Origin of the sequence: Microbacterium sp. A8/3-1 (genome assembly GCF_040267695.1) — a bacterium.
Taxonomy (GTDB): Bacteria; Actinomycetota; Actinomycetes; order Actinomycetales; family Microbacteriaceae; genus Microbacterium; species Microbacterium luteolum.
The window spans coordinates 1,413,288-1,437,426 of the sequence record NZ_CP158357.1 but is presented as its reverse complement, the minus strand read 5'-3'; the positions used below and the strand labels follow the sequence as shown (position 1 = coordinate 1,437,426).

At 69.2% G+C, this 24,139-nt stretch carries 26 protein-coding genes; 12 read left to right on the top strand and 14 right to left on the bottom strand.

The window, feature by feature from the left end:
• Positions 1 to 90: 90 nt before the first annotated feature.
• Positions 91 to 657, top strand: coding sequence for a LemA family protein (locus ABS642_RS07200; protein ID WP_116636928.1), 567 nt, complete (start codon positions 91 to 93; stop codon positions 655 to 657).
• An 18-nt stretch (positions 658 to 675) separates the two neighbouring features.
• Here the strand turns inward: ABS642_RS07200 and ABS642_RS07195 are convergent, their stop codons facing one another.
• Together ABS642_RS07195 and ABS642_RS07190 are read right to left on the bottom strand one after the other, a co-directional pair.
• Entirely contained in the window at positions 676 to 1,596 is a 921-nt protein-coding gene (locus ABS642_RS07195; protein WP_350352772.1) for a hypothetical protein, read from the bottom strand.
• Positions 1,593 to 2,852 (bottom strand): crosslink repair DNA glycosylase YcaQ family protein, encoded by a 1,260-nt coding sequence (locus ABS642_RS07190; RefSeq protein ID WP_350352771.1) that lies wholly within the window; start codon positions 2,850 to 2,852, stop codon positions 1,593 to 1,595. The genes ABS642_RS07195 and ABS642_RS07190 overlap by 4 nt, the downstream gene beginning before the upstream one ends.
• A 69-nt stretch (positions 2,853 to 2,921) precedes the next feature.
• On the opposite strand from ABS642_RS07190, the gene ABS642_RS07185 reads away from it, so the two are divergent.
• Together ABS642_RS07185 and ilvA are read left to right on the top strand one after the other, a co-directional pair.
• Positions 2,922 to 4,118, top strand: a complete 1,197-nt coding sequence (locus tag ABS642_RS07185; protein ID WP_350352770.1) for an AI-2E family transporter — start codon at positions 2,922 to 2,924, stop codon at positions 4,116 to 4,118.
• Positions 4,115 to 5,344: a threonine ammonia-lyase gene (ilvA, locus tag ABS642_RS07180; RefSeq protein WP_350352769.1), complete on the top strand. Its 1,230-nt coding sequence runs from the start codon at positions 4,115 to 4,117 to the stop codon at positions 5,342 to 5,344. The genes ABS642_RS07185 and ilvA overlap by 4 nt, the downstream gene beginning before the upstream one ends.
• Positions 5,345 to 5,409: 65 nt before the next feature.
• Here ilvA and greA read toward each other — a convergent pair whose 3' ends face one another.
• Together greA and ABS642_RS07170 are read right to left on the bottom strand one after the other, a co-directional pair.
• Positions 5,410 to 5,898, bottom strand: a complete 489-nt coding sequence (greA, locus tag ABS642_RS07175; protein WP_282214010.1) for a transcription elongation factor GreA — start codon at positions 5,896 to 5,898, stop codon at positions 5,410 to 5,412.
• A 97-nt stretch (positions 5,899 to 5,995) separates the two neighbouring features.
• The gene (locus ABS642_RS07170) at positions 5,996 to 6,382 is read right to left on the bottom strand and encodes a DUF4307 domain-containing protein (RefSeq protein WP_282214009.1); all 387 of its coding nucleotides are present in this window, start codon (positions 6,380 to 6,382) and stop codon (positions 5,996 to 5,998) included.
• A 93-nt stretch (positions 6,383 to 6,475) separates the two neighbouring features.
• Here ABS642_RS07170 and ABS642_RS07165 point away from each other — a divergent pair, with 93 nt between their 5' ends.
• Entirely contained in the window at positions 6,476 to 6,763 is a 288-nt protein-coding gene (locus ABS642_RS07165; RefSeq protein ID WP_350352768.1) for a hypothetical protein, read from the top strand.
• Between the two features lie 7 nt (positions 6,764 to 6,770).
• Here the strand turns inward: ABS642_RS07165 and ABS642_RS07160 are convergent, their stop codons facing one another.
• Positions 6,771 to 7,499, bottom strand: a complete 729-nt coding sequence (locus ABS642_RS07160) for a hemolysin III family protein (RefSeq protein ID WP_282214007.1) — start codon at positions 7,497 to 7,499, stop codon at positions 6,771 to 6,773.
• A 97-nt stretch (positions 7,500 to 7,596) separates the two neighbouring features.
• Between ABS642_RS07160 and ABS642_RS07155 the strand changes: the two genes are divergently transcribed.
• The 3 genes from ABS642_RS07155 (at position 7,597) to ABS642_RS07145 (ending at position 11,103) form a co-directional block, all read left to right on the top strand.
• Positions 7,597 to 8,376 carry an isoprenyl transferase gene (locus ABS642_RS07155; protein ID WP_350353411.1) on the top strand — a complete coding sequence of 260 codons (780 nt, stop codon included), beginning with the start codon at positions 7,597 to 7,599 and terminating at the stop codon, positions 8,374 to 8,376.
• Positions 8,377 to 8,431: 55 nt separating this feature from the next.
• Positions 8,432 to 9,562, top strand: a complete 1,131-nt coding sequence (locus tag ABS642_RS07150) for an aminotransferase class V-fold PLP-dependent enzyme (protein ID WP_350352767.1) — start codon at positions 8,432 to 8,434, stop codon at positions 9,560 to 9,562.
• Positions 9,563 to 9,798: 236 nt separating this feature from the next.
• Positions 9,799 to 11,103 (top strand): PhoH family protein, encoded by a 1,305-nt coding sequence (locus tag ABS642_RS07145; protein WP_282217508.1) that lies wholly within the window; start codon positions 9,799 to 9,801, stop codon positions 11,101 to 11,103.
• A gap of 166 nt (positions 11,104 to 11,269) precedes the next feature.
• Here ABS642_RS07145 and ABS642_RS07140 read toward each other — a convergent pair whose 3' ends face one another.
• The 6 genes from ABS642_RS07140 to xseA form a co-directional block, all read right to left on the bottom strand.
• Entirely contained in the window at positions 11,270 to 12,106 is an 837-nt protein-coding gene (locus ABS642_RS07140; RefSeq protein ID WP_350352766.1) for a type IV toxin-antitoxin system AbiEi family antitoxin domain-containing protein, read from the bottom strand.
• Positions 12,107 to 12,396: 290 nt separating this feature from the next.
• Complete coding sequence (locus ABS642_RS07135) at positions 12,397 to 13,791, bottom strand: class II fumarate hydratase (RefSeq protein ID WP_350352765.1); 1,395 nt, start codon at positions 13,789 to 13,791, stop codon at positions 12,397 to 12,399.
• Positions 13,788 to 14,477: a carbonic anhydrase gene (locus ABS642_RS07130; protein WP_282214003.1), complete on the bottom strand. Its 690-nt coding sequence runs from the start codon at positions 14,475 to 14,477 to the stop codon at positions 13,788 to 13,790. Before ABS642_RS07130 ends, ABS642_RS07135 begins: the two co-directional genes overlap by 4 nt.
• Complete coding sequence (locus ABS642_RS07125; protein ID WP_350352764.1) at positions 14,474 to 15,118, bottom strand: DUF4245 family protein; 645 nt, start codon at positions 15,116 to 15,118, stop codon at positions 14,474 to 14,476. Before ABS642_RS07125 ends, ABS642_RS07130 begins: the two co-directional genes overlap by 4 nt.
• Positions 15,115 to 15,357, bottom strand: coding sequence for an exodeoxyribonuclease VII small subunit (locus ABS642_RS07120; protein WP_282214001.1), 243 nt, complete (start codon positions 15,355 to 15,357; stop codon positions 15,115 to 15,117). Before ABS642_RS07120 ends, ABS642_RS07125 begins: the two co-directional genes overlap by 4 nt.
• A 36-nt stretch (positions 15,358 to 15,393) precedes the next feature.
• The gene (gene xseA / locus ABS642_RS07115) at positions 15,394 to 16,671 is read right to left on the bottom strand and encodes an exodeoxyribonuclease VII large subunit (RefSeq protein WP_282214000.1); all 1,278 of its coding nucleotides are present in this window, start codon (positions 16,669 to 16,671) and stop codon (positions 15,394 to 15,396) included.
• Between the two features lie 76 nt (positions 16,672 to 16,747).
• Between xseA and ABS642_RS07110 the strand changes: the two genes are divergently transcribed.
• The 3 genes from ABS642_RS07110 (at position 16,748) to ABS642_RS07100 (ending at position 19,388) form a co-directional block, all read left to right on the top strand.
• Positions 16,748 to 17,827, top strand: a complete 1,080-nt coding sequence (locus ABS642_RS07110; RefSeq protein WP_350352763.1) for a 4-hydroxy-3-methylbut-2-enyl diphosphate reductase — start codon at positions 16,748 to 16,750, stop codon at positions 17,825 to 17,827.
• A 2-nt stretch (positions 17,828 to 17,829) separates the two neighbouring features.
• Positions 17,830 to 18,621 carry an IclR family transcriptional regulator gene (locus tag ABS642_RS07105; RefSeq protein WP_282213998.1) on the top strand — a complete coding sequence of 264 codons (792 nt, stop codon included), beginning with the start codon at positions 17,830 to 17,832 and terminating at the stop codon, positions 18,619 to 18,621.
• Between the two features lie 239 nt (positions 18,622 to 18,860).
• The gene (locus tag ABS642_RS07100; protein WP_350352762.1) at positions 18,861 to 19,388 is read left to right on the top strand and encodes a DUF6264 family protein; all 528 of its coding nucleotides are present in this window, start codon (positions 18,861 to 18,863) and stop codon (positions 19,386 to 19,388) included.
• Positions 19,389 to 19,510: 122 nt separating this feature from the next.
• On the opposite strand, the gene fbaA is transcribed toward ABS642_RS07100, so the two are convergent.
• Positions 19,511 to 20,539, bottom strand: coding sequence for a class II fructose-bisphosphate aldolase (fbaA, locus tag ABS642_RS07095; RefSeq protein ID WP_350352761.1), 1,029 nt, complete (start codon positions 20,537 to 20,539; stop codon positions 19,511 to 19,513).
• Between the two features lie 185 nt (positions 20,540 to 20,724).
• Here fbaA and glpX point away from each other — a divergent pair, with 185 nt between their 5' ends.
• The gene (gene glpX, locus ABS642_RS07090) at positions 20,725 to 21,711 is read left to right on the top strand and encodes a class II fructose-bisphosphatase (RefSeq protein WP_282213995.1); all 987 of its coding nucleotides are present in this window, start codon (positions 20,725 to 20,727) and stop codon (positions 21,709 to 21,711) included.
• A gap of 193 nt (positions 21,712 to 21,904) precedes the next feature.
• Entirely contained in the window at positions 21,905 to 22,189 is a 285-nt protein-coding gene (locus tag ABS642_RS07085; protein WP_350352760.1) for a hypothetical protein, read from the top strand.
• A 1-nt stretch (position 22,190) separates the two neighbouring features.
• Here the strand turns inward: ABS642_RS07085 and ABS642_RS07080 are convergent, their stop codons facing one another.
• Both ABS642_RS07080 and ABS642_RS07075 read right to left on the bottom strand, forming a co-directional pair.
• Positions 22,191 to 23,435: a DNA recombination protein RmuC gene (locus ABS642_RS07080; protein WP_350352759.1), complete on the bottom strand. Its 1,245-nt coding sequence runs from the start codon at positions 23,433 to 23,435 to the stop codon at positions 22,191 to 22,193.
• 65 nt (positions 23,436 to 23,500) lie between these two features.
• Complete coding sequence (locus tag ABS642_RS07075; protein WP_282213992.1) at positions 23,501 to 24,094, bottom strand: 3'-5' exonuclease; 594 nt, start codon at positions 24,092 to 24,094, stop codon at positions 23,501 to 23,503.
• Positions 24,095 to 24,139 lie beyond the last annotated feature (45 nt).

The window sequence follows — 24,139 nt, the reverse complement described above, 5'->3', positions numbered from 1 at the left end:
CGGATCGATGCACGGGCACCCGGGCATCCCCAGTGCACGTGCAGACAGCCCGTCTAGGATGAGAGAAACACGAGGAAGGGTGGGCCTCTGATGGAATGGCTCGTGCCAGTACTGATCGTCGTCGGAGTGATCCTGCTCGTCGGCATCTATCTCTGGGCCACGTACAACTCGCTGGTGCAGTTGAACGTTCGCGTCGACGAGGCGTGGAGCGGCATCACGGTGCAGCTCAAGCGACGAGCCGACCTCATTCCCAACCTCATCGAGACGGTGAAGGGGTACGCCTCCCACGAGAAGGCCGTCTTCGAGAACGTCACGCGTGCGCGCGCCGAGACCCTGTCCGCCGGTGGTCCCGGTGAAGCCGGCATCGCCGAGGGACACCTGCAGCAGGCGCTGCGCAGCCTCTTCGCCGTCGCCGAGGCGTACCCGCAGCTGCAGGCGAGCCAGAACTTCCTCCAGCTCCAGCAGGCGATCGTCGACACCGAGGACAAGATCCAGGCTGCGCGCCGGTTCTACAACGGCGGGGTGCGCGAGCTTAACACCAAGATCAAGGTGTTCCCCAACAATCTCTTCGCCAAGGGGCTCGGCTTCACCGAGCGGGAGTTCTTCGAGGTCGCTGACAGCGGCGCGATCTCGGAGCCGCCGCGCGTCCAGTTCTGACGCGCTCCCGCGCATCCCTCACCACGCCGTGAGGACCAGCTCCTCCTCGGTGAACGCGATGTCGCCGCGGATGCTCCAGGTCTCGGTGCGATAGGTCGTCGTGCGCTCCGCGCCATCCGTGCCCGTGCCCGTGACGGTAGCGACGAGCACGCCACCGTCGGCGACGAATCCGGTCGCGCCTAACGTGATCGCGGGCGACTTCTCGATGCGGTACCGGACGTCGGCGACGGCCCGGAACTCGGTCCCCCAGGGAATGCGGATGCCGCAGCCGTCCGGCGGTGTGCCGGCCGTCGTCGTGCTGTCCGACGAGGTGCATTCGGCGAGGTGCTCGTCGAGCTGCTCCTGTGCGGCCGCGGTCGCCGCGGGCAGGGCCGTGGCCTCGACCGTGACCTCGGCATCCTCCCCCGGGAGCACGAGCAGGTTTGCTGAGCCCTCGAGGAGGGAGGAGGGGGCGGCGGAGACGGCGTACTCGGCAGGCAGCAGCTGCACCGCCTCGCCCACGGCGACGGTCTGCTCGCCGATGCTGACCGACGAACCCAGATCGGCCGTCGCGGTCGAGGTGCCGAACGCAGATGATCCGACGATCCAGTGGCCGTCGACCTCGATGATGTCCAGTCGGGCGGTCCTGTCTTCGTCGCCGAGGCGGAAGGAGACGTCGGCCGTCGCCTCGGCGTCGCCGGTCTGCTCGATCGAGGCGACCTCGGCGTCCTCGATGAGATGACTCGCCCCGGCGAACGCCCCGAGCGCGGTCGCGGAGACGTCGATCCCGGTCGCCGCCACGGCCGCCGGGTCGCCGGACTCGAGTGCGCGCAGGTAGGCGGTCGCCGCTTCCTGCGGAGTGTCGGGGCGGGCGAGGGACTGCCAGATCAGCACGCCGGCGACGGCGGCGATGACGAGAGCGGACAGGCCTCCGACGAGCCACCACCGACGCCGCGTCATGACGCGCTTTCTCTGGCGTGGAGGTGGCGCTGGACCGATGAGTGCGCGCGGCCGCGCAGCGCGTCGTGGATCGCGGCGGTCGCGTCGCCCCAGCCCGAGACCGAGATGTGCTCGAGCCCCTGCCAGGCTGCCGCGAGGACGAGCTCCTCGGCGATCCGTTCCGCGTCTTCCGGTCGCGCCTGCGGCTCCCACCACGCCGACTGCACCTGCAGCGTCGACGTCGCCCGCTCGGCCTTGAGGTCGACCCGCGCGACGATGCGATCGCCGACGAGGACGGGCAGGGAGTAGTAGCCGAATCGTCGCTTCTCCGCGGGGACGTAGATCTCGATGCGGTAGTCGAGATCGAAGGTGCGAAGAGCCCGATCGCGGAACCAGACCACGGGGTCGAAGGGAGTCAGCAGGGCCGCGGCGTCGATCCTGCGGGGGAGGACCGCGTCGCGGTGGCGCCAGGCGGGGATCGGTCGCCCGCCTCGCTCCCAGCCGCGGACGTGGACGGGCTCGAGCTCGCCCGCATCGACGAGGTCGGCGATCGACCGGGCCACCGTCGCCCTGTCCTTGATGCGGTAGTAGTCGGCGAGATCGGACTGGGTCGCGACTCCGCTCGACCGCGCGGCACGGCGCATCAGCTCGTGGATCGCCTCGGCGCGCGGGATCTCACGGGACAGGATGGCGTCGGGGATCACCTGCTCGGCGAGCGCATAGGTGCGCTCGAATCCGCGGCGTCCGCTCACGGCGACGTCGCCCGTGCGCCAGAGGTGCTCGAGCGCGAGCTTGACCTCGTCCCAGTCCCACCAGGTTCCCCGCTCCCGCGGGGCGTCGGCGCGCAGGTCGGCCGGGCGCAGCGGGCCGCGCGTGCGCAGCTCGTCCTGCACCCACTGGACCGTGCGGGCGTTGGCGCTCAGCCACGAGTCCTCGCCGGCCCATCGTCGGCGGAAGTCGTCCATGCGGAAGCGCCACAGCGGCCAGTCCTCGATCGGGATGAACGTGGCCTCGTGGGCCAGGTACTCCACATAGTGCGTGGTGCGGGCGAGGAAGACGCGGTCCAGCAGCGCGGGTTCGTAGGCCCCGAGGCGCGAGAAGAGCGGCAGGTAGTGCGAACGCGCGAAGACGTTGACCGAGTCGATCTGCAGCACGCCCAGCCGCTCCATCACCCGATCCACGTGACGCCGGGAGACGGATGCCGGACGTGCGCGGGTGAATCCCTGAGCGGCCAGAGCGATGCGGCGTGCCTGGGCGGCGCTGAGGGTGTCGGTCACGTCGTCAGCGTATCGCCGGCCGCTGACATCGCGTCATGACCCGACGCGCGACCGCCGTAGACTTGGGCGATGAGCGAGGACCAGCGACCCCGGCTGCGAGACCTGTTCCGTCCGCGCCCGGTCTCCACCGACAGAACCGTGACGACAGAGGCCGACGAGGCCGTGCCCCCGAGGCTGCGCATCACCGCCGCGTACGCATGGCGGCTGCTCCTCATCGCGGCGGTCCTCGGCGTCTTCATCTGGCTCGTCATGCTGCTGAAGCTGCTCGTGATCCCGCTCATGGTCGCCATCCTCATCACGGCTCTGCTCTGGCCGGCGTTCGAATGGATGCTGCGCCATCGGTTCCCGCGGTGGGCCGCCATCGCCGTGTCCCTCATCGGCACGGCAGCGATCGTCACCGGGCTCGTCTGGCTCGTCGTGTGGCAGGTGCGAGCCGAGCTGCCCGCCGTGCAGGAGAGCACCACGAAGGCCATCGACGGCTTCCAGGTCTGGCTGCATGAAGGACCCCTGCAGCTTTCCGACAGCCAGATCGCCGACTACATCGACCAGGGCTTCGCGATGATCGAGGAGCAGACGCAGGCGCTGCTCTCGGGCGCACTGGCGATCGGCACCACGCTCGGGCACGTCCTCACCGGAGCCCTCCTCGCGCTGTTCAGCCTCATCTGCCTCCTGGCCGACGGCGGCGGCATCTGGCGCTGGACCGTCAAGCTCTTCCCGCGCAACGCCCGCCCTGCGGTCGACGGTGCGGCCCGCAACGGCTGGCGCACGATCGTCAACTACGCGCGGACCCAGCTCTTCGTCGCGACGATCGATGCGATCGGCATCGGCCTCGGCGCGTTCCTCCTGCAGGTGCCGCTCGCACTGCCGGTCGCCGTGCTGGTGTTCCTCGGCTCCTTCATCCCGATCGTCGGTGCGGTCGCCACCGGCGCCGTCGCCGTGTTCCTCGCGCTCGTCTACAACGGGCCATGGATCGCGCTGTGGATGCTCGTGGTCGTGCTCGCGGTGCAGCAGATCGAGGGGCACATCCTGCAGCCCATCATGATGGGCTCCGCCGTCAAGGTGCACCCGCTGGCCGTCGTGCTCGTCGTCGCGGGCGGTGCGATGATCGCCGGCATCCCCGGCGCGCTGTTCGCGGTGCCGTTGGCGGCATTCGTCAACGTCGCGGCGGTGACCCTGAGCTCGGGATCGTGGCGCACCGGCGCCGCTCCGAGCGGAGATCTGATCTGGAGCACAGTGCCGCGCGAGCGGCAACGGAGGAATCGATGAGCGCAGTCCCCAGCCTGTCCGAGTTCGAGTACGCGGCTCAGAGCCTGGCTGAGGTGATCTCGCACACGCCGACGCTGCCATCCCGCGCGCTCTCCGACGTGCTCGGCTCTCCGGTGCTGCTGAAGATGGAGAACCTGCAGCGCACCGGGTCCTTCAAGATCCGCGGCGCGGCCTATCGGCTGTCGAAGCTCAGCGCCGAGGAGCGCTCCCGCGGCGTCGTCGCGGCATCCGCTGGGAACCACGCGCAGGGCGTCGCACTGGCCGCTCAGGCACTCGGGATCCCCGCCACCATCTTCATGCCGCTGGGCGTCCCGGTGCCCAAGCTCCTCGCCACCCGCGGCTACGGCGCGGAGGTCGTGCTGGAGGGCGAGACCGTGGCGACCTCGCTGCGCCTCGCCGCCGACTTCTCGGAGCGCACGGGCGCCGTTCTCATCCACCCGTTCGATCACCGCGACGTCGTGATCGGCCAGGGCACGCTCGGCCTCGAGCTCCTGGAGGACGCACCCGACGTCGACACCATCGTTCTCGGCATCGGCGGCGGAGGCCTCATCGCCGGCGTCGCCGCGGCGGTCAAGGCCCGCGCGGCCGAGCTCGGCCGCACCGTGCGCGTGATCGGCGTGCAGGCGGAGAACGCCGCAGCGATCCCGCCGTCGCTCGCGGCAGGAGAGCCCGTCGACATCGTCACGCGCCCGACCATCGCCGACGGCATCCTCGTCGCGCGCCCCGGTGCTATCCCCTTCGACATCATCAAAGACCTCGTCGACGAGGTCGTCACGGTCTCCGACGACGACCTGGCGCGGGCGATCCTCGTGCTGCTCGAGCAGGCGAAGGTCGTCGTGGAGCCGGCGGGCGCGGCTGGCGTCGCGGCGATCCTGGCCGGCAAGGTCACCGGATCGGGGACCACGATGGCCGTGCTCTCCGGCGGCAACATCGACCCGCTGCTGCTGCAGCGCGTCGTCTCACACGGGCTCGCAGCCTCGGGTCGCTACCTCACGATCCGCGTGCCGCTTCCCGACCGTCCCGGTCAGCTGGCGCGCGTGTCCGAGCTCATCGCCGAGGCGGGCGCCAACGTCATGGAGGCGATGCACACCCGGCACGGCCATGGGCTGCAGATCAGCGATGTCATCCTCGAGCTCAGCGTCGAGACGCGCGGACCGGAGCATTCGGAGCACACGCTCGACACTCTGCGCCGGGCCGGCTTCGAGCCGATCGTCGTCCCCGACTGATTCCCGACACAGACGAAGCGCCCCGGCATCCGCAGGGACACCGGGGCGCGTGCATGTGATCGGCGTCAGCCGGTGTACGTCTCGACGTTCACGATCTCGACGGCGATCGCCCGACCGTTCGGCGCCTCGTAGGACGACTTCTCGCCGACCTTGAGGCCGAGGATCGCCTGGCCGAGCGGGCTCGCCTCGCTGTACACGTCGAGGTCGCTGCCGGCGGCGATCTCGCGGCTGCCGAGGAGGAAGACCTCCTCGCCGCCCGCGACGACCGCGGTGACCACGGTGCCGGGCTCGACGATGCCGCGGCTGGCCGGAGCCTCGCCGACCTTCGCGGTCTTCAAGAGGCCCTCGAGAGTGCGGATGCGGGCTTCCTGCTTGCCCTGCTCGTCCTTCGCGGCGTGGTAGCCGCCGTTCTCCTTGAGGTCGCCCTCTTCACGGGCGGCCTCGATGCGCTTGGCGATCTCGTCGCGTCCCGTGGTCGAGAGGTGTTCCAGCTCGGCGACGAGCCGGTCGTACGCCTCCTGCGTGAGGAAGGGAACCTGAGCATCAGTCGACATGACGAAGCTCCTTCTATCCGGATCCCGGCCGCGAACCGCGGGGGATATGCCAAGACGCCCCGGCTCTGTGCCAGGGCGTCATCTGTCTGCGGTCAGTCTAGGCGACCCAGCAGGTGTTCACCAAACCTGTGGTGGCAGCGGAGACGGTCGGAACCGAGGCGGACACGGCCTGCGAGTGGCTGTCTCCGGCCGGGATCTCGACGACCTTCCAGCCGACGACACCGAACTCCTCGTCGAGGGCCTCGACCACGCAGACGACGTCCTTGCCCTGCACGCCCGTGACCTGGAATCGCACGTCGACGGTGTGCTCGTCGACGAGATCGAAGCCGAGATCATCGGCATCCACCGAGCTCATCGACTGCGCGACGATCATCCAGCCGAACGCTCCGACGACAATCAGCGCGACGATGCCGCCGATGATCCACGGCATCCGCCGCGTGCGGGTGCGGCCATAGCGTTCGTCGAGCTGTTCTGCGGTCGTCACGGGGCGGTCTTCCGGTCGTTAGGCTGGTGTTACCAGGTTATGCGACCTGCGTAGGAAAGGCCGACACACATGCGCTCTCTGTCCGAGACTCCGATGCCGACGCCCGTCATGACGGTGGCTCCGGAGGCCGTGACTCCCGGGTTCGTCGGCTTCGCCGCGATCGTCGTCATCCTCATCGCGGTGATCCTCCTCATCTGGGACATGAACCGGCGCATCCGCCGTGTCCGGTACCGCGAGGAGGTACGGGAGGAGCTCGACGCCGAAGAGGCGGCACGCGCCGCGGACGAGGCGACCCTCCAGGGCACCGGCGGGACAGGGCAGGCCGGCGCCGACCTGCCGGTCACCCCCCGCGAGGGCGACGACGACCCGCGCGCCACCTGAGCGGGCGTCAGCCGCCGAGCGACGGCGAGAGCGGCTCCAGCGTGATCAGCAGGCACGCGAACCAGTGGCACAGGAACGCGAGCACCGTGCACACGTGGAAGATCTCGTGGAAGCCGAAGTGGCCGGGCCACGGGTTGGGCTTCTTCAGCGCGTAGACGATCGCTCCGCCCGTGTACAGCAGGCCTCCGACGATGACGAGAACCATCATCGTGGCGTTCGCCACGAACAGATCCGCCATGAACATCACGGCCGCCCACCCCATCAGCAGGTACAGGGCAACGTAGAGCCAGCGCGGCGCGTGGATCCAGAAGACGCGGAAGAGGATGCCGACCACGGTTCCACCCCAGACAAGCGCGAGCAGCAGGGCGCCCTTCCCCGGAGGGAGCGCCAGGGTCGCGAGCGGCGTATAGGTCCCGGCGATCAACAGGAAGATGTTGGCGTGGTCGATCCGCTTGAGGGTGAGCTTCACCTTCGGCGACCAGTCGAAGCGGTGGTACAACGCGGAGTTCCCGAACAGGAGCAGCGAGCTCGTCATGAAGACGGCTGCCGCCCACTTCGCGGCACCGCCCTGCGCGACGATGATCAGCACCACGCCGGCCACGAGCGCGACAGGGAAGATGCCGGCGTGGATCCATCCGCGCCAGGTCGGCCTCAGCTCGGCCCCGGCCTCGGATTCCGCCTCCTCGACGAGCGGCAGCTGGGGGAGGTCGGGTTCGGATGACTCGGGAGTGCTCACGTGCTCACTCTAGGCGGGCCCGCATGCCACCGATGGCACATATCCCCAGCATCCGTACACGGTTCAGGACGGCCCGACGCTGTAGCGTAGGTGGGTGATGTCACGCGAGAGTCCGGGGCGCGGACCGCTGTACCGGCTCTACACCAGCCGGCTGCGACGCCATCTCGATCCCGCGTCCGTGCCGCACCACGTCGCGATGATGATCGACGGCAACCGACGGTGGGCACGGCAGCTCGGATTCACCACTCCGGCGGAGGGGCACCGGGCCGGTGCCGCCAAGATGCGCGAGTTCCTCGGCTGGTGCGATGAGCTGGGCGTACGGGTGGTGTCTCTCTACCTGCTGTCCAGCGACAACCTTCGCAAGCGGGATTCGGCCGAGCTCGCCGACCTCATCGAGATCATCGCGGAGCTCGCCGAGGCGGTCTCGCGCGAGGAGAACTGGCGCGTGCAGCACGTGGGCCGCTCCGACATCCTCCCGCCCGAGCTCGCCCGCGTGCTCTCCGACGCCGAAGAGCGCACGAAGGGGCACACCGGCCTGCACGTGAACCTGGCCGTCGGCTACGGCGGACGCCACGAGATCGTCGACGCGGTCCGCAGCATCATCACCAAGCACGAGGCGTCCGGCGGCACCCTCGAGGATCTCGCGGCGCACCTGACGCCCGAGATGATCGGCGAGCATCTCTACACGGGCGGCCAGCCCGATCCGGATCTCGTCATCCGCACCAGCGGGGAGCAGCGGCTCAGCGATTTCCTGCTCTGGCAGAGCGCGCACAGCGAGTTCTATTTCGTCGAGGCACTGGGTCCCGACCTGCGACAGGTCGACTTCCTCCGCGCCATCCGCGACTACGCCGATCGCGACCGCCGCTTCGGACGCTGATCCTTCCGCGGCTCAGGGACCGGCGCCCGATGACGGGCCGTGCCAGAATGACGCGGTGAGCACTATCGAGGACTACGTCGGGACGTTCGACAACGAGTCCGGTTACCTGAACTGGGCCGCGTTCGGTCCGCTGTCGCCGTCCGTGCGCGAGGAGATCTTCGCCGATGCCGATCTGCTGGGCAGCGGGCGCCCGTCGTCGCTGTCCCTGGTGGCGGAACGCATCGGGCAGGCGCGGGAACTGGTCGCCGAACTGCTCGGCGCCGAGGCGGACGACGTCACCCTGCAGCCGTCGTCCACACAGGGGCTCATGCATGCGCTGTACGGGATGACGGGCGCGGTGATCGCGAGCACGGCCGAGTTCCCCAGCGTGAGTCTGACGCTCGAGCGGGCCGCGGCCGCGTCGAACCGCGCACTGACGCCGCGCTGGGTCACCCCGGCGGACGGCCGCATGACCCCGGATGCCGTCGCCGAGGCGCTGGACGACGAGGTCACCGCGGTGGCCGTCAGCCACGTCGACTTCCGCACGGGCTTCCGCGCCGACCTCTCCGCGCTTCGCGAGCTCATCGGACCGGACCGGCTGCTGATCGTCGACGCCGTGCAGTCGTTCGGCGTCGTGGACGTCGACTACTCCGCCGCCGACGTCGTGGTCGGCCACGGCTACAAGTGGCTGCGCGCCGGGCGAGGCAGCGCGTTCGCGTGGTTCTCACCACGCGCGAGGGAGCGGATCGCACCCATCCTCTCCGGAATCACCGGCACCACGGCGACGGGTCTCGTCGTCGATGAGCTGCCTGCGCCCGCGGCATCCGCTCAGGCCTTCACGGTGAGTCAACCCGACACTCTCGCGGCCGGACGCCTCGCGATCGGCACGCGCGACATCCGCGACGCCGGAGTGGCGGCGATCGAGGAGCGCATCGCCGCGCACGTCGACGCGGTCCTCGAGATCGCCGACCGCCACGCCATCGCCGTGACCTCGCCGCGGGAACGCGCGTCCAGGGCCGGCATCGTCGCGCTCTCGCCCGAGGAGCCGGCCCGTCTGGCCGCCGCGCTGGCCAACGCCGGACTGGTCGTCACCGCCCGCGGGTCGTCGGTCCGCGTCGCCGCGCATGCCGGCACCGATGCCGCCACTCTCCGGCTGCTGGACGAGGCGCTCGCGGCCTTCGGTAACGAGACGTTCATCAGCGCGTAAAGAATCATGGCGTGTCGACGCGCGGTTAAGTCGTCGAGGGGTCGTACGTTCTAGGCATCGGGCAAGGAGCCCGGTCGAGTCGGCCTTCCGGTTGACGACTCGTGGCCCCAGGTCGACTCGTTCTCAGGCGGGGATCATCCCCGGGTCGGGAGTGGGTCGTGACCACACGTACAGCGCAGCAGTCCAGCACCACCGCGCAGCAGTCCACGCGTAAGACGACGAGGAGCGCCTCGTCGATCGAACCGGATCAGGACCTGCGCACCTATGTGCTCGACACGTCGGTGCTGCTGAGCGATCCGCAGGCCTTCTTCCGGTTCGCGGAGCACTCCGTCGTCGTCCCCGTGGTCGTGATCACGGAGCTCGAAGGCAAGCGTCACGATCCGGAGATCGGCTACTTCGCCCGGCAGGCGCTCCGGCACCTCGACGACCTGCGCATCGAGCACGGACGCCTGGACTTCCCGGTCGAGGTCGGCGAGGGCGGCACGCTGCGTGTCGAACTCGCGAACACGGATCCGTCCGTGCTCCCTGCCGGCATCCGTCTGAGCGACAACGACACCCGCATCCTCTCGGTCGCCATGCACCTCGCGCAGGACGGCCAGGACGTCACGATCGTCTCGAAGGACCTGCCGATGCGCGTCAAGGCGGCGTCGCTCGGCATCCGCGCCGAGGAGTACCTCGCCGAGCAGGCCGTGGACTCCGGGTGGACCGGCATCTCCACGCTCGACCTCTCGGGTGACGAGATCAGCGACCTGTACGAGAGCGAGGTTGGCATCAGCGAGGACGCCAGGGGCATCCCCGTGAACACCGGCCTGATCATCCACTCGGAGCGCGGATCGGCCCTCGGCAGGGTCACCGGCGACGGCGAGTACAGGTTGGTGCGCGGCGACCGCGACATCTTCGGGATGCACGGACGCTCGGCCGAGCAGCGCATCGCGATCGACCTGCTGCTCGACCAGGAAGTCGGGATCGTCTCCCTCGGCGGCCGGGCCGGCACCGGCAAGTCGGCCCTCGCGCTGTGCGCCGGTCTCGAGGCCGTGCTCGAGCGGCAGCAGCAGAAGAAGATCATCGTGTTCCGGCCGCTCTTCGCCGTCGGAGGGCAGGAACTCGGGTACCTTCCCGGTGACCAGGGCGAGAAGATGGGCCCGTGGGGTCAGGCGGTGTTCGACACGCTCGGCTCGGTGGTCTCGGGCAACGTCGTCGAAGAGGTGATCGAGCGCGGACTGCTCGAGGTGCTCCCGCTCACGCACATCCGCGGACGCTCGCTCCACGATGCCTTCGTGATCGTCGACGAGGCGCAGTCGCTGGAGCGCAACGTGCTGCTGACCGTCCTCAGCCGCATGGGGCAGAACTCGCGGGTGATCCTCACGCACGACGTCGGTCAGCGCGACAACCTGCGGGTCGGTCGGCACGACGGCATCGCGAGCGTCATCGAGACTCTGAAGGGTCACGATCTGTTCGGACACGTGACGCTGATGCGCTCCGAGCGCTCGGCGATCGCCGCACTCGTCACTGAGCTCCTGGAGGGCGGAGAGCTCAGCTGACGGCAGTGGGGGAGCGGATGCCACGACCGCGGCATCCGCTCTTCTTTTTCCCCCACCATTTCGGGGGCCGACACGCCAGATGTCGGACCGAATGCCCACAAAGTGTCCGACATCTGGCATGTCGACCCCCAAAGTGAACGAGGAAGGGGTCGACCGGTGGCGGGGTTCACCGGTGGTCCCGAGTCCGTTCGACTGCGGCGAGGATCGCGGCCTGCACCGACGGCCATTCGTGGATCACCTGGGCATAGTCGAAGCGAAGGGTCTCGATGCCCATGCGCGACGCCGCCGCATCCCGAGTCAGGTCGCGATGCCGTTCGGATGCTCCGTCATGATTCTCTCGACCGTCGATTTCCAGGATCAGCCGCTTCTCGATGAGGAAGTCGACCCGCCCGACGTGGGGAAGCAGGACCTGGCACGCCAGGAACAGACCGAGGATGTGCAGACGGAGACGCACCAGGGACTCCAACCCGCTGTCGGCATCCGGGCGCGCGAAGTCGACGAGCCAACGTGCGTATGCGGGGAGAGCCGCGCGGATACGCGAACGTGGGGCGGCGGACAGCTTGCGGAGACGCCAGGCCGACTCGAAAGAGGCGAAGAACGCCTCATCTCCGGCGCAGCGATGAAGGTGAATGAGCGCGGTCTCGACGTCGACCAGGCCGAGCCCAGGAACTCCTCGGAAGAAATGACTCGTGCATCGGCATCCGACGTGCGGATGAACGCGACCGCGCCGGCCGACCCACACGTGGGGAGGGCCTTCCGGCTCGAGCGCCCACACGCCGTGTCGGCGCAGGGCCTCCGCGCACGTGAGGGAACCGCCGTGCAGAGCTGCGCGATGCAGCGAATCGTGCAGGCCCTTCGTGGCGAAGAGTCCGGGGCGGACGCGGTCTATCCGCCCCTCGCGGACATCTTTCGTCAGCTGCATCCGGCTGACGCCGTACTGCTGGAGCTGCACGCCGCTGGCCAGCCCACCGAGGCGGGTGAGGAGCAGCTGTGGATCGAGCATCCTTCCACCATGCCCGGCCCTGCCGTGCGGGACCGGCGCCAGGGCGCCCGATGGCGGAAACCGGGGGAATGAAGCGCGGGAAGCCTTGCTGTGCAGGACAAGTCGTTGCGTCATTCCGGGGGCCGACACGCCAGATGTCGGACCGAATCGGCACACGTGTCCGACATCCGGAGTGTCGGCCCCCAGGGAAGTGGGCAACGGTCGTCATCAGCGGGTGCGGACCACAGGCAGGAGACGACGGATGCCGCGAGGACCAGGTCCCCGCGGCATCCGCCTGTCTTCGTCCGGACTCAGCCGGGGTGCGTCATCGAGAGCAGGTCGAGCTTCTCGTCGAGCTGCTCGAGCGTGAGGTCGCCGCGCTCGACGTAGCCCAGGTCGATCACGGCGTCGCGCACCGTGATGCCCTCGGCGACCGAGTGCTTCGCGATCTTCGCCGCGGCCTCGTAGCCGATGAGCTTGTTCAGCGGCGTCACGATCGACGGGCTCATGCCCGCGAACGCGGCGGCGCGCTCGACGTTCGCCTGCAGGCCGTCGATCGTCTTGTCGGCGAGCACACGCGAGGCGTTCGACAGCAGGCGGATCGACTCGAGCAGCGCCGTGCCCATGACGGGGATCGCGACGTTGAGCTCGAACGAACCGGATGCACCGGCCCAGGCGACCGTCGCGTCGTTGCCGATCACGCGCGCGCAGACCATCAGCACGGCCTCCGGCACGACCGGGTTGACCTTGCCGGGCATGATCGAGGATCCGGGCTGCAGGTCGGGGATGTGCAGCTCGCCGAGACCCGTGTTCGGGCCCGAGCCCATCCAGCGCAGGTCGTTGTTGATCTTGGTGAGCGAGACCGCGATCGTGCGAAGGGCGCCGGACGCCTCGACCAGACCGTCGCGGTTGGCCTGCGCCTCGAAGTGGTCCTTGGCCTCGGTGATCGGCAGCTCGGTCTCGGCCGCGAGTAGCGCGATGACCTTCTGCGGGAAGCCGAGCGGCGTGTTGATGCCCGTGCCGACGGCGGTGCCGCCGAGCGGGACCTCGGCGACGCGGGGGAGCGCCGACTGCACGCGCTCGATGCCGAGGCGCACCTGACGGGCGTAGCCGCCGAACTCCTGGCCGAGCGTGACGGGCGTCGCATCCATGAGGTGCGTACGGCCGGACTTCACGGCATCCTTCCACAGCTCCGCCTTCGCCTCGAGGGCGACGGCGAGGTGGTCGAGCGAGGGGATGAGCGTGTCGATGAGCGCCTGGGTGACGGCGATGTGCACCGAGGTCGGGAACACGTCGTTCGACGACTGCGAGGCGTTCACGTGGTCGTTGGGGTGGACGCTCGCGCCGAGGATGCCGGTCGCGAGGGTCGCGAGCACCTCGTTCATGTTCATGTTCGACGACGTGCCGGAACCGGTCTGGTACGTGTCGACCGGGAACTCGCCGTCGTGCGCACCCGAGGCGACCTGGTCGGCCGCCTGGGCGATCGCGTCGGCGATGGCGCCGTCGAGGGTGCCGAGCTCCTTGTTCGCCAGGGCGGCGGCCTTCTTGATGCGCGCGAGGGCGGCGATCTGCGTCGACTCCAGCCCCTTGCCCGAGATCGGGAAGTTCTCCACGGCACGCTGCGTCTGGGCGCCGTAGAGCGCGTTCACGGGAACACGCACCTCACCCATGGTGTCGTGCTCGATGCGGTAGTCGTACTCAGTCATTCCGAACCTTCCTTGGTTGCGGGGACGATCCCCTCGATGGCGACGTCCTCGGTGTCGATTCCGACCGTGATCACCGGCGAAGCGGTGCCCTCGGCCAGACGGTAGTTGGCGCCCACGATGCCCAGACGGCCCTCGGCGACGGCGCTGCTGATCAGCTCGGAGGACTGCAGCAGATCCTTCACCGTGTTGCGCAGGTGCTCTTCGCCGACGAGCTCGGCATCGATCTCGGCGACCGTGGTGCCGCCGTTCTCGGCCAGCACCTTCCGGGCCGCCGGCACGATCGGGGCGATCAGTCGCCAGATGTGCGGCGGAAGGGGAGCGGCGTCGATGGCGGTGCCGTCGATCGCCGCGCGCACCGCACCGCAGGAGTCGTGCGCGAGGACGACGATGAGCGGAACCTCCAGCACGGCGACGGCGTACTCGAGGCTCGCCACGATCGACTCGCCGAGAACCTGACCGGCGTTGCGCACGACGAAGAGGTCGCCCAGACCCAGGTCGAAGATGATCTCGGCCGCGAGACGCGAGTCGGAGCAGCCGAAAAGTGTGGCGACCGGATGCTGCGCGGCGGCGAGGTGCTGGCGCCTGGCACCGTCCTGGTTCGGATGCTGGGGCTCGTCGCGCACGAAACGGGCGTTCCCCTCCTGCATCTGCTGCCAGGCTGCGGCCGGGGTGAGGGTGTTCGTCATGAAGCCTCCGAGAGAGCGCGGATCTGGGGCACGAGGGATTCGGCGAGGTCGGCGGTGGAGGCCGCGGAGCGCGAGCCGTAGAGCAGCACGTAGTCGTCGCCGGCCTGCGTGCCGATCGCGTAGCTGACGTTGGCGTTCGCGCCCGCGTCGCCGAGCTTGTAGACGTCCCAGTCGAGTCCGCCGATGCGCACCTCGTCGGTGGGGGCGTTGCCGTTCAGCCGCTGCGGAGCCCAGGAGGAGTCGGCCTCGAACGCCTGGGCGACCTTGATGAAGCCGCGCTCGTCGTCGGCGGCCGGGGCGAGGGTGATCTCCCACACGACCGTGGCGCCGCTCTGCAGCTCGGCGGCGTTCACGCGCCAGAAGTCATCGAGTTCCGGGACGATCGCCGGGCTCTCCATGGTCGACTCCACGCCGGCGGCGATGCCCGCGACGTCGATCTCCTCGGCCTTCACCGGTTCCCCGCGAGGGACGGCGAAGATGATCACGGCGACGACGGCGACGGTCACCAGGAGCGCCGCGACGAGGTTCCGGACAGTCTGGCTGCCGCGGTACGCCTTGCTGGACGCGGCCTTGCGTGCCGCGGTCTCGTCCGGGGTCTCGGGGCGACCGAGCTCGGCGACGATCGGCGGCTGCTTGCTCACGATGCGCCGCCGGGGGCGTCGGAGTCGGATGCCGCGGCCCGAGCGGCGTCGAGACGGCGCTTCGCGCCGAGGAGCCACTCCTCGCATCGGGCGGCGAGTGCTTCGCCGCGTTCCCAGAGGGCCAGAGAATGCTCGAGCGTGGGGGAGCCCTGCTCGAGCTCGGCGACGACGGTGACGAGCTCATCGCGGGCTGCCTCGAATGACAGCGTCTCGACCGGGATCTCGTTCAGGGCGCTCACTCCTCCATCTTACGGCGTGCGTCGTCGGTGCCCCGCTCAGGAACCTTCGGCGATCTCGCCCTCCGAACGCGCGGCGAGCGAGCCGCGATCGACGGTGATCGTCAGAGCGCTCCCGGCCGGAGCATCCGCCGCGTCGCGCAGGATCACGCCGCCCTCGAGGTGCGCGATCGCATAGCCGCGGGCCAGGGTCGCGGCCGGTGACAGGGCTCGCAGGGAGGCGCGGAGCTCACTGGTGCGTCGACCGGCCGTGTCGAGCTGCCGGGCGATCGTGTCGCGGCCGCGCGACAGCAGCAGCCACAGCTCCTGAGACCGGGCGTCGATGATCGGCGCGGGGGATCGCAGGACCGGGCGGGATCGCAGCTGCTCGAGCTGGGCGATGTCGTGGGAGAGGCGCTGGGTGAGCCGGGTGGTCGCCCGAGAACGCAGCTGTGCGATGAGCGCGCGCTGTTCGCCGACATCGGGCACGACGCGCTTCGCGGCGTCTGTCGGGGTAGATGCCCGCAGATCGGCGACGTCGTCGAGCAGGGGGTGGTCGTTCTCGTGCCCGATCGCGCTGACGATCGGAGTGGATGCCGCGGCCACGGCCCGCACCAGCCGCTCGTCGCTGAACCCGAGGAGCGTCTGCGGGTCGCCGCCGCCGCGCGCGATGATGATGACGTCGACCTCGGGATCGGCGTCGAGGCGCTTGAGCGCCGCAAGGGTGTCGGGGACGCAGCGGTCGCCCTGCACAGCCGCGTATTCGGTGCGGAATCGCACCTGCGGCCAACGCAGCTCGGCGTTGCGGTGCACGTCCTTCTCGGCGTCGGAGCGCTCGCCGGTGATCAGGCCGATGACATGTGGGAGGAACGGCAGGCGCTTCTTGCGGGCGGCATCGAAAAGCCCCTCCTGGCGCAGCTGCAGCCGCAGCTTCTCCAGGCGCTCGAGCTGGTCGCCGAGGCCCACGTGCTTCATCGCCGAGACGGCGAAGCTGAAGTCGCCGGACTTGACGAAGTAGTCGGCCTTCACCGCCGCGACCACGTGGTCGCCGACGCCGAGGTCGGACGGGATGCGTCCGCGCACGCTCGACCAGATCCGTATCGAGATCTGCGCGTCGGACTGAGTGTCCTTCAGGCGAGCGAAGATGTTCCCGGCCCGCACGTTCCACGAGGTGATCTCGCCTTCCACCCACACCGTGTTCCAGCGTGCGATGAAGTCGCGGATCGTCGCGTTCAACCGTGCGACGGAGGTGGGCGCGTCGGAGGTGGAGTCCCGCGGGGCGACGGCATCGGCCGGCGGCGTCTCGCCCGGACCCGCGGCCGCTTCGAAGACTGTCATCTGCTCCCGTTCTGTGCCGTCGCGTCGTGTGGCGGCATCCCGGCCTTCCACAGGCACACGCCGGTAGAATCATGGGGTGACTTCGACTGCCGTTCATCTCCCCGTCCCCCGCATCCCACGCGTGCGCGCGGCGGCAGGGCGGCTTCAGGATAACCCGATCGTCGGACACAAGCGGATTCTGCTCGCCGCTCCCCGCGGTTACTGCGCGGGTGTCGACCGTGCCGTGGTCGCGGTCGAGAAGGCGCTGGAGCGCTACGGCGCACCGGTGTACGTGCGCAAGCAGATCGTGCACAACATCCACGTCGTCACCGAGCTCGAGGAGAAGGGCGCGATCTTCGTCGAAGAGGTCGACGAGGTCCCGGCCGGAGCCCACGTCGTCTTCAGCGCGCACGGCGTCTCGCCGGCCGTGGTGAACGCGGCATCCGATCGCGGCCTTCATGCGATCGACGCGACGTGCCCGCTGGTGACGAAGGTGCACCGCGAGGCCGTGAGGTTCGCCCGGGACGACTTCGAGATCCTCCTGATCGGTCACGAGGGCCACGAAGAGGTCGAGGGCACCGCGGGCGAGGCGCCCGAGCACGTGACCATCGTGAACTCGCCGGCCGAGGCTGACACGGTGCAGGTGAAGGACCCGTCGAAGGTCGTCTGGCTCTCGCAGACCACGCTGTCGGTCGACGAGACCATGGAGACGGTCAACCGCCTGCGCCTCCGCTTCCCCGATCTGCAGAACCCGCCGTCCGATGACATCTGCTACGCCACCCAGAACCGGCAGGTGGCGATCAAGAAGGTGGCGGCGAACGCGGATCTCGTCATCGTCGTCGGATCATCGAACTCGTCGAACTCGGTGCGCCTGGTCGAAGTCGCCCTCGAATACGGCGCCAAGGCGGCGTATCGTGTCGACTACGCCGAAGAGGTCAAGCAGGAATGGCTCGACGGCGTGGAGACCGTCGGCGTGACGAGTGGGGCATCCGTTCCCGAAGTGCTCGTCCGCGAGGTCCTCGATACACTCGGTGACGCCGGATACCGCGACGTGGAAGAAGTGAAGACGGCTGAGGAGGATCTGATGTTCTCTCTGCCCAAGGAGCTGCGCCAGGACTCCACCGGCCAGCGCGACGCCCGGGCGCTCGGCGGTCGTGCCTCAGGAGGAGGCGCGTAGCGGTGAGCCCGACGGAGGGCGAGCCGACTCTCATCGGGTCGGTGCAGCGCGCACTCCGTCTCGTCGACATCGTCGCGAACTCGCCCCGTCCGCTGCCGGCGAAGATGCTGGCCACCGCCACCGGGCTGACCCCCGGCACGACGTACAACCTCATCCGAACTCTGATCCACGAGGGATATCTGTCCGCGGAGCCCGATGGCCTCGTGCTCGGCACCCGGTTCCCGTCCTTCCAGCAGGAGATCGACTCGCGAGGGGTCTTCCTCGCCCGCGTGCGCTCCGCCCTGCGGAAGGTGACGGAGGAGGTCGGCGCGACCGCCTATCTGTCTCGCTTCGACGACGGCGAGATGCACCTCGTCGACATCGTCGACGCCGTGCACAATCCGCGGGTCGAGCTCTGGGTCGGCCTGCAGTCCAGCGCCCACGCCACGGCCCTCGGCAAGCAGATCCTCGCGGAGCTTCCCGACGAGCACCGGCTCGACTACCTGGCGCGGCACCGCCTGGAGGAGCTGACGCCTCGCACCATCAGCGATCGCCACACGCTGCTGACGCAGCTCGAGCATTCTCCGGGCTGGGTGGTGGATCAGGAGGAATACGTCATCGGAGCGACGTGCGTCGCCGTGCCGGTGATCGCTCCGAACATCACCGCCTCGCTGGCGATCTCGCTGCCCTCGGAGCTCGCCGTCGTGGATCGAGCACTGGTTTCCCGTCTCCAGAGCGTGGCGCGGAGGCTGTCTCTCCAGCTCGGAGCCGATGCGCTGGACGCGGGCACGCCCGATGTCGAGTTCACTATCTGAAGTTTCCGCTCTAGCGCGGGGGCGAGGGTCTTCCTATGATCAGAACTGTAGGCGTCTGTGCAAACGGCCCTGCAGATTCGCGGAGGGTCCCCAGCTCTGCGTGAATCCACTTGGATGACGAGCGTCCCCAGCGTTCCGAGTCCGCGGCCCCGAGGAGTCCCCAATTCTCCGGGGCCGCCATCATTTTCGGCGGTGTCCTGCTGTGAGCCGCTCCGAGCCACGGCGATTAGCATGGCGGGATGACCGATCAGCGTCCTCAGTACGGCGAACTCGCGACCCCCGAGGAGCAGCGGAGAGCGGCGGGTCTTCCGCCGCTGAGCGAGGTCGTGGCCGAGCCGGTCTTCACGACCCCCGCACCGGGGCCGGTCGTCGCGGATGCGGCTCCGCGCCGCCCCCATGCCGTCGATCGGTTCGTGACCATCGGGCTGCTGGCCTACGGCCTCATCAACGTGATCGTCACGGCGTTGTCCTACCTCGACCTCACGCGCGTGATGAACGAGAGCATGAAGATCCTCGGCATCGAGGGAGAGTTCACGAACTACGACCAGGGCAAGCTGTGGGGGACCATCGCCGCGGTCGTGCTGGTCGTCGGCTGGTCGCTCACCGCGTGGGCGTCGATCCGGCGGCTCCGCAGTGCGAAGGTCGCCTGGTGGATTCCGCTGGTCGGCGCGGTGGCGACGATGCTGATCGCGTCGATGTGCCTCGCGGTGCCGATGTTCGGCGATCCCGCGTTCATGTCCTACGTCGGGAACGTGGGCGGGAGCTGATCCCGCCGCTCGACGCAGAAGGGGTGCTCGGCCGATCGGCCGGGCACCCCTTCGCTTCGACAGGCTCAGCGACCCACGGAGGGCCGCTCAGCGACCCACGGAGGGCCGCTCAGCGACGGTTGTCAGCTCTTCGACTGGCCGTAAGAGCCGAGCTGGCGGGTCGACTCGACGACGCGGGCGGCCATCGCGGTCTCCGCGACCTTGCCCCAGGCGCGAGGGTCGTACTGCTTCTTGTTGCCGACCTCGCCGTCGACCTTCAGGACGCCGTCGTAGTTCTTGAACATGTAGTCGGCGATCGCACGCGTGTAGGCGTACTGCGTGTCGGTGTCGATGTTCATCTTGATGACACCGTTGGCGACCGCGAGGGCGATCTCGTCGTCGGTCGAGCCGGAGCCGCCGTGGAAGACGAGGTCGAGGGGCTTGGCGCCGGTGTTGTACTTCGCGGCGACCTGCTGCTGGATCTCGCCCAGCAGCTCGGGACGCAGCTTCACGCCACCCGGCTTGTAGACACCGTGGACGTTGCCGAAGGTGAGGGCGGCGATGTAGCGCCCCTGCTCACCGAGACCCAGCGCCTGCACGGCCTGGTCGACATCGGCGAAGGTCGTGTACAGCGCATCGTTCGAACCCTCGTGCGCGACGCCGTCTTCCTCGCCGCCGACGACGCCGATCTCGACCTCGAGGATCGCGTTGATGGCCTTCATGCGGGGGAGGAGATCCTTGGCGATCTCGATGTTCTCTGCGAGGGGAACAGCCGAGCCGTCCCACATGTGGGACTGGAAGATCGGGTTGCGTCCGGCCTTGACCTCTTCCTCAGAGGCGGCGATGAGCGGCTCGACGAAGCCGGCCAGCGCATCCTTGGGGCAGTGGTCGGTGTGCAGCGCGACGGTGACCGGGTAGTTCTTGGCGACCTCGGTGGCGTAGCGCGCGAACGCGAGTGCGCCGGTGGCGCGGGCCTTGACCGTGTGGCCGGCGAAGTAGTCGGCGCCGCCGGTGGTGACCTGGATGATGCCGTCGGAGCCGGCCTCGGTGAGGCCCTGCAGGACGGAGTTGATCGTCTGCGAGCTGGAGACGTTGAAAGCGGGGTACGCGAAGCCGCCGGCCTTCGCGCGGTCGAGCATTTCGGCGTACTGATCCGGGGTGGCGACGGGCATGAGAACTCCTGCGGTAGGTGAAGCCGGGACAGCAGTCACTCTATCGGGGTGCGTGAGCGGATGCCGCAGGCCCCCGGGCGCGGGGGAGCCGGGACTCCTGCCGGAACGTTAAGAACCGCGATTCCTTCACGTGAAATCGGCCGAAAGCCGGGCGCTTCGCAACGGACGATGGCTAGGCTGACCGCATGGTGAGTCTGACAGCGGATCTGAGCCCTCTTCATCCCGACCGTAACCTCGCGATGGAGCTCGTCCGCTCCACCGAGGCGGCGGCCATTCGCGCGGTGCCGTTCATCGGCCGTGGCGCGAAGGAAGCGGCGGACGGTGCCGCGGTCGACGCGATGCGGGCGTTCCTCGGAACGGTCGACTTCCAGGGCAAGGTCGTCATCGGCGAAGGCGAGAAGGACAACGCCCCGATGCTCTTCAACGGCGAGGTCGTCGGCACCGGTCGCGGACCGCTGTGCGACATCGCCGTCGACCCCATCGACGGCACATCGCTCACTGCCGCCGGTCGGCAGAACGCGCTCTCCGTGATCGCGGTGTCCGACCGCGGCACGATGCTCGACGCGTCATCCGTGTTCTACATGGACAAGCTCGTGACCGGGCCTGCGGGTGTCGGCGTTGTCGACATCCGTCTGCCCATCGGCGAGAACATCCGCAAGCTCGCGGGCGCGCTCGACAAGCCGGTCGACGAGATCGTCGTCTCGGTGCTGAATCGTCCGCGTCACGAGAAGCTGATCCAGGAGATCCGCGATGCCGGTGCCGGCACGCGTCTGATGAGCGACGGTGACGTGGCCGGCGGGATCAACGCCGCTCGGCACGACGCGCGCACCGACATGTGCGTGGGCGTCGGCGGCAGCCCGGAGGGCATCGTCACCGCATGCGCGATCAAGGCGCTCGGCGGGCACATCCAGGGGATTCTCTGGCCTCGCGACGATGACGAGCGTCAGCGCGGGATCGACGCCGGTCTCGACATGGACAAGGTCTACGAGGCCGACGACCTGGTTCAGGGCAAGAACACCATCTTCGTCGCGACCGGCGTCACGGACGGGCAGCTCGTCGCGGGTGTGCGCCGGGAGCGCGGCTTCGTCTACACGGAGAGCGTGGTGCTCCGCGGAGCGTCGGGAACCCTTCGCCGCATCGCGTCGGAGCACCTCGTCTCCAAGTGGCTCTGAGAGGCTCGCAGCGGCCGTATGCGCCCGTCGGTGAGTGACCGGCGGGCTTTCTGGACAGCCTCATCGTTACCGACCCGGTACCCGGTCGAGACGTCGTGATCCGCGGTTACTCGGAGCGCCGTGTCACAATTGACCCTGGGTTTGTCGCCGTCGACGGAGCCGCCAGGCACCGCGGGCACAGGAGGGCGAACAGATGACAACGCAGCACACGAGTGGCTCGAAGGCCGCCCCGACGAAGATCATCACGACGAACACGGGGCGCATCCTCCGGGTGAGCGCCGACGCCGAGGTGATCGCGCCAGCCCCGACTGCTCCACCCCAGACCTCGGTCAGTGACCCGGCCCGCCGCGCCGACGTGCTCTTCCGCAAGCGTCTCGACGAAGGTCATGAGATCAGCGCCTGGTGGATGATCGGGGCCTTCCTCGCCACCAGCGGCCTCGTCATCGTGCTGCTGAGCGGCGTTCCGGGCGCGGCCTGACTCACACGTCGTCGAGACGTGCGCGCACCTCGCCCACGTCTGCGCGCACCGCACCGTCTGATTCCTCGTCGTCGATGCCGACGAGTTCCGGCGCGGTGAACCGTCGCGTGACGCCCGCGGTGACCGCCGGCGCTGCAGGGAGGCCCGAGGCGTCGACGCCGGGGAACTGCCTCGCCGTCACGAGGACACGGGTCTCGAGGGAGCCGGCGAACTTGTTGTAGCTGTCGACCGTGCGCTCCAGCGCTCGACGCAGGTCGTCGGCGTGCCCCGAGAGAGTGCCGAGTCGCTCGTAGAGCTGGGTGCCGAGATTGAGCAGGGTCCGCGCCTCGGTCGACACCTCCTGCTGGGTCCAGGCATACGCCACCGTCTTCAGGACCGCCCACAGGTTGACGGGGGAGGCCAGCGCGACGCGCCGGCTGAAGGCGTAGTCGAGCAACGTGGGATCCTCGTCGATCGCCGCCGCGAGGAGGGACTCGCTCGGCAGGAAGCAGATCACGAACTCGGGGCTGGCATCGAGACCCGACCAGTAGGCCTTCTTCGCGAGGGCGTCGACGTGGGCGCGCACGGCTTTGACGTGCCGCTGCATGTGCGCACGTCGCTGCGGCTCGTGGGCGTCTCCGGCGGGAAGCGCGGACGCCTCGAGATACGCATCGAGCGGGACCTTGGCGTCGACGGCGATCGACGTGCCGCCGGCCAGGCGCACGACCATGTCGGGACGGCCGGTGCCGCGGTCGGACGAGATCGTGGACTGCAGGTCGAAGTCGACATGCCGAGTGAGGCCGGCGGCCTCGACCACCCGACGCAGCTGCGTCTCTCCCCAGACGCCGCGTGTCGCGGTGGAGCGCAGGGCACTGGCCAGGGATTCGGTCGTCGCCCGCAGCGCCTCGTCGGACTCCTGCGCGCGCCGCAGCTGCTCGGCGAGGGAGCCGAACTGGGCCTGCCGCTCCTGCTCGATCGCCGTGACCTTCGACTGCATCTGCTGCAGGCTCTCGCGCACGGGGGCGAGGGCTGTGAGCACGGCATTCTGCTGCTGCACGCGCAACGCCTCGGCGCGCTGCTCCGTGCGGGAATGCTCGACGGCGTCGCGGTAGAGGTCGTATTGGCGATCGCGGTCGTCGCGCGCGGCGGCCAGCTCGGCCTCGGCCCGTGCCAGGTCGGCAGCCCCTCGTCCTGCGCGCAGGAACCAGCCCACGGCGACACCCGCCGCGAGTGCGGCGAGGACGAGAACGAGCGAGAGAGCATCCATGTGTCTCATGATGCGGCCGGCATCCGACATTCCCAGGGCGCCCCGCTCAGGCGCGGCGATGCTCGTCAGGCGACGGCGCGCTCCAGAGCAGGAGCCGCGGGCGACGTCACGCGCAGGCTGAGTGCATCGGCGAGCGCGAAAACGTCGGTCGCGCCGTGACGACGGGCGGCGTCGATCACGATCTGCGCGCAGGCGCGGGCGTCGGCCAGGGCGTCGTGGTGCGAGAACTCGGCGAACCCCGCGGCGGCCGCGGCCACCGGCAGGCGGTAGGAGTCGAGCTGGTAGGTCTTGCGCGCGACCTGCAGGCTGCAGAGCGAGCGGTACGGCGGGCAGGACATATCGGTGGCCTCCGCCGCCCGGCGCAGCACGTTGAGATCGAATCCCGCGTTGTGCGCGACCAGCACGTCGGCACCGGCGAAGGCACACAGCCGGTCGAACTGCTCCACCCAGGTGGCGGCCGAGAGCACGTCCTGCGGCTGGATGCCGTGGATGCGCACGTTCCACTCCTGGAACTCGTCGTGTCCGGGCGGGGGCTGGATGAGCCAGCCGGCGGTGGCGACGACTTCGCCGCCGCGCACGCGGACGAGTCCGACGGAACAGGCGGAGGCGGGGCTGGAGTTCGCGGTTTCGAAGTCGATCGCAGTGAAGTCCAGTGGCACGGGTCCACTCTCCCTCCCGACGTCGGCGTCCGATCGCAGGCTCGC

Coding starts and splice junctions, on each gene's coding strand:
- ABS642_RS07200 (WP_116636928.1), top strand. CDS start 91: ATGGAATGGCTCGTGCCAGTACTGATCGTCGTCGGAGTGATCCTGCTC.
- ABS642_RS07195 (WP_350352772.1), bottom strand. CDS start 1,596: ATGACGCGGCGTCGGTGGTGGCTCGTCGGAGGCCTGTCCGCTCTCGTC.
- ABS642_RS07185 (WP_350352770.1), top strand. CDS start 2,922: ATGAGCGAGGACCAGCGACCCCGGCTGCGAGACCTGTTCCGTCCGCGC.
- ilvA (WP_350352769.1), top strand. CDS start 4,115: ATGAGCGCAGTCCCCAGCCTGTCCGAGTTCGAGTACGCGGCTCAGAGC.
- greA (WP_282214010.1), bottom strand. CDS start 5,898: ATGTCGACTGATGCTCAGGTTCCCTTCCTCACGCAGGAGGCGTACGAC.
- ABS642_RS07165 (WP_350352768.1), top strand. CDS start 6,476: ATGCCGACGCCCGTCATGACGGTGGCTCCGGAGGCCGTGACTCCCGGG.
- ABS642_RS07155 (WP_350353411.1), top strand. CDS start 7,597: ATGTCACGCGAGAGTCCGGGGCGCGGACCGCTGTACCGGCTCTACACC.
- ABS642_RS07140 (WP_350352766.1), bottom strand. CDS start 12,106: ATGCTCGATCCACAGCTGCTCCTCACCCGCCTCGGTGGGCTGGCCAGC.
- ABS642_RS07135 (WP_350352765.1), bottom strand. CDS start 13,791: ATGACTGAGTACGACTACCGCATCGAGCACGACACCATGGGTGAGGTG.
- ABS642_RS07130 (WP_282214003.1), bottom strand. CDS start 14,477: ATGACGAACACCCTCACCCCGGCCGCAGCCTGGCAGCAGATGCAGGAG.
- xseA (WP_282214000.1), bottom strand. CDS start 16,671: ATGACAGTCTTCGAAGCGGCCGCGGGTCCGGGCGAGACGCCGCCGGCC.
- ABS642_RS07100 (WP_350352762.1), top strand. CDS start 18,861: ATGACCGATCAGCGTCCTCAGTACGGCGAACTCGCGACCCCCGAGGAG.
- fbaA (WP_350352761.1), bottom strand. CDS start 20,539: ATGCCCGTCGCCACCCCGGATCAGTACGCCGAAATGCTCGACCGCGCG.
- glpX (WP_282213995.1), top strand. CDS start 20,725: ATGGTGAGTCTGACAGCGGATCTGAGCCCTCTTCATCCCGACCGTAAC.
- ABS642_RS07085 (WP_350352760.1), top strand. CDS start 21,905: ATGACAACGCAGCACACGAGTGGCTCGAAGGCCGCCCCGACGAAGATC.
- ABS642_RS07080 (WP_350352759.1), bottom strand. CDS start 23,435: ATGGATGCTCTCTCGCTCGTTCTCGTCCTCGCCGCACTCGCGGCGGGT.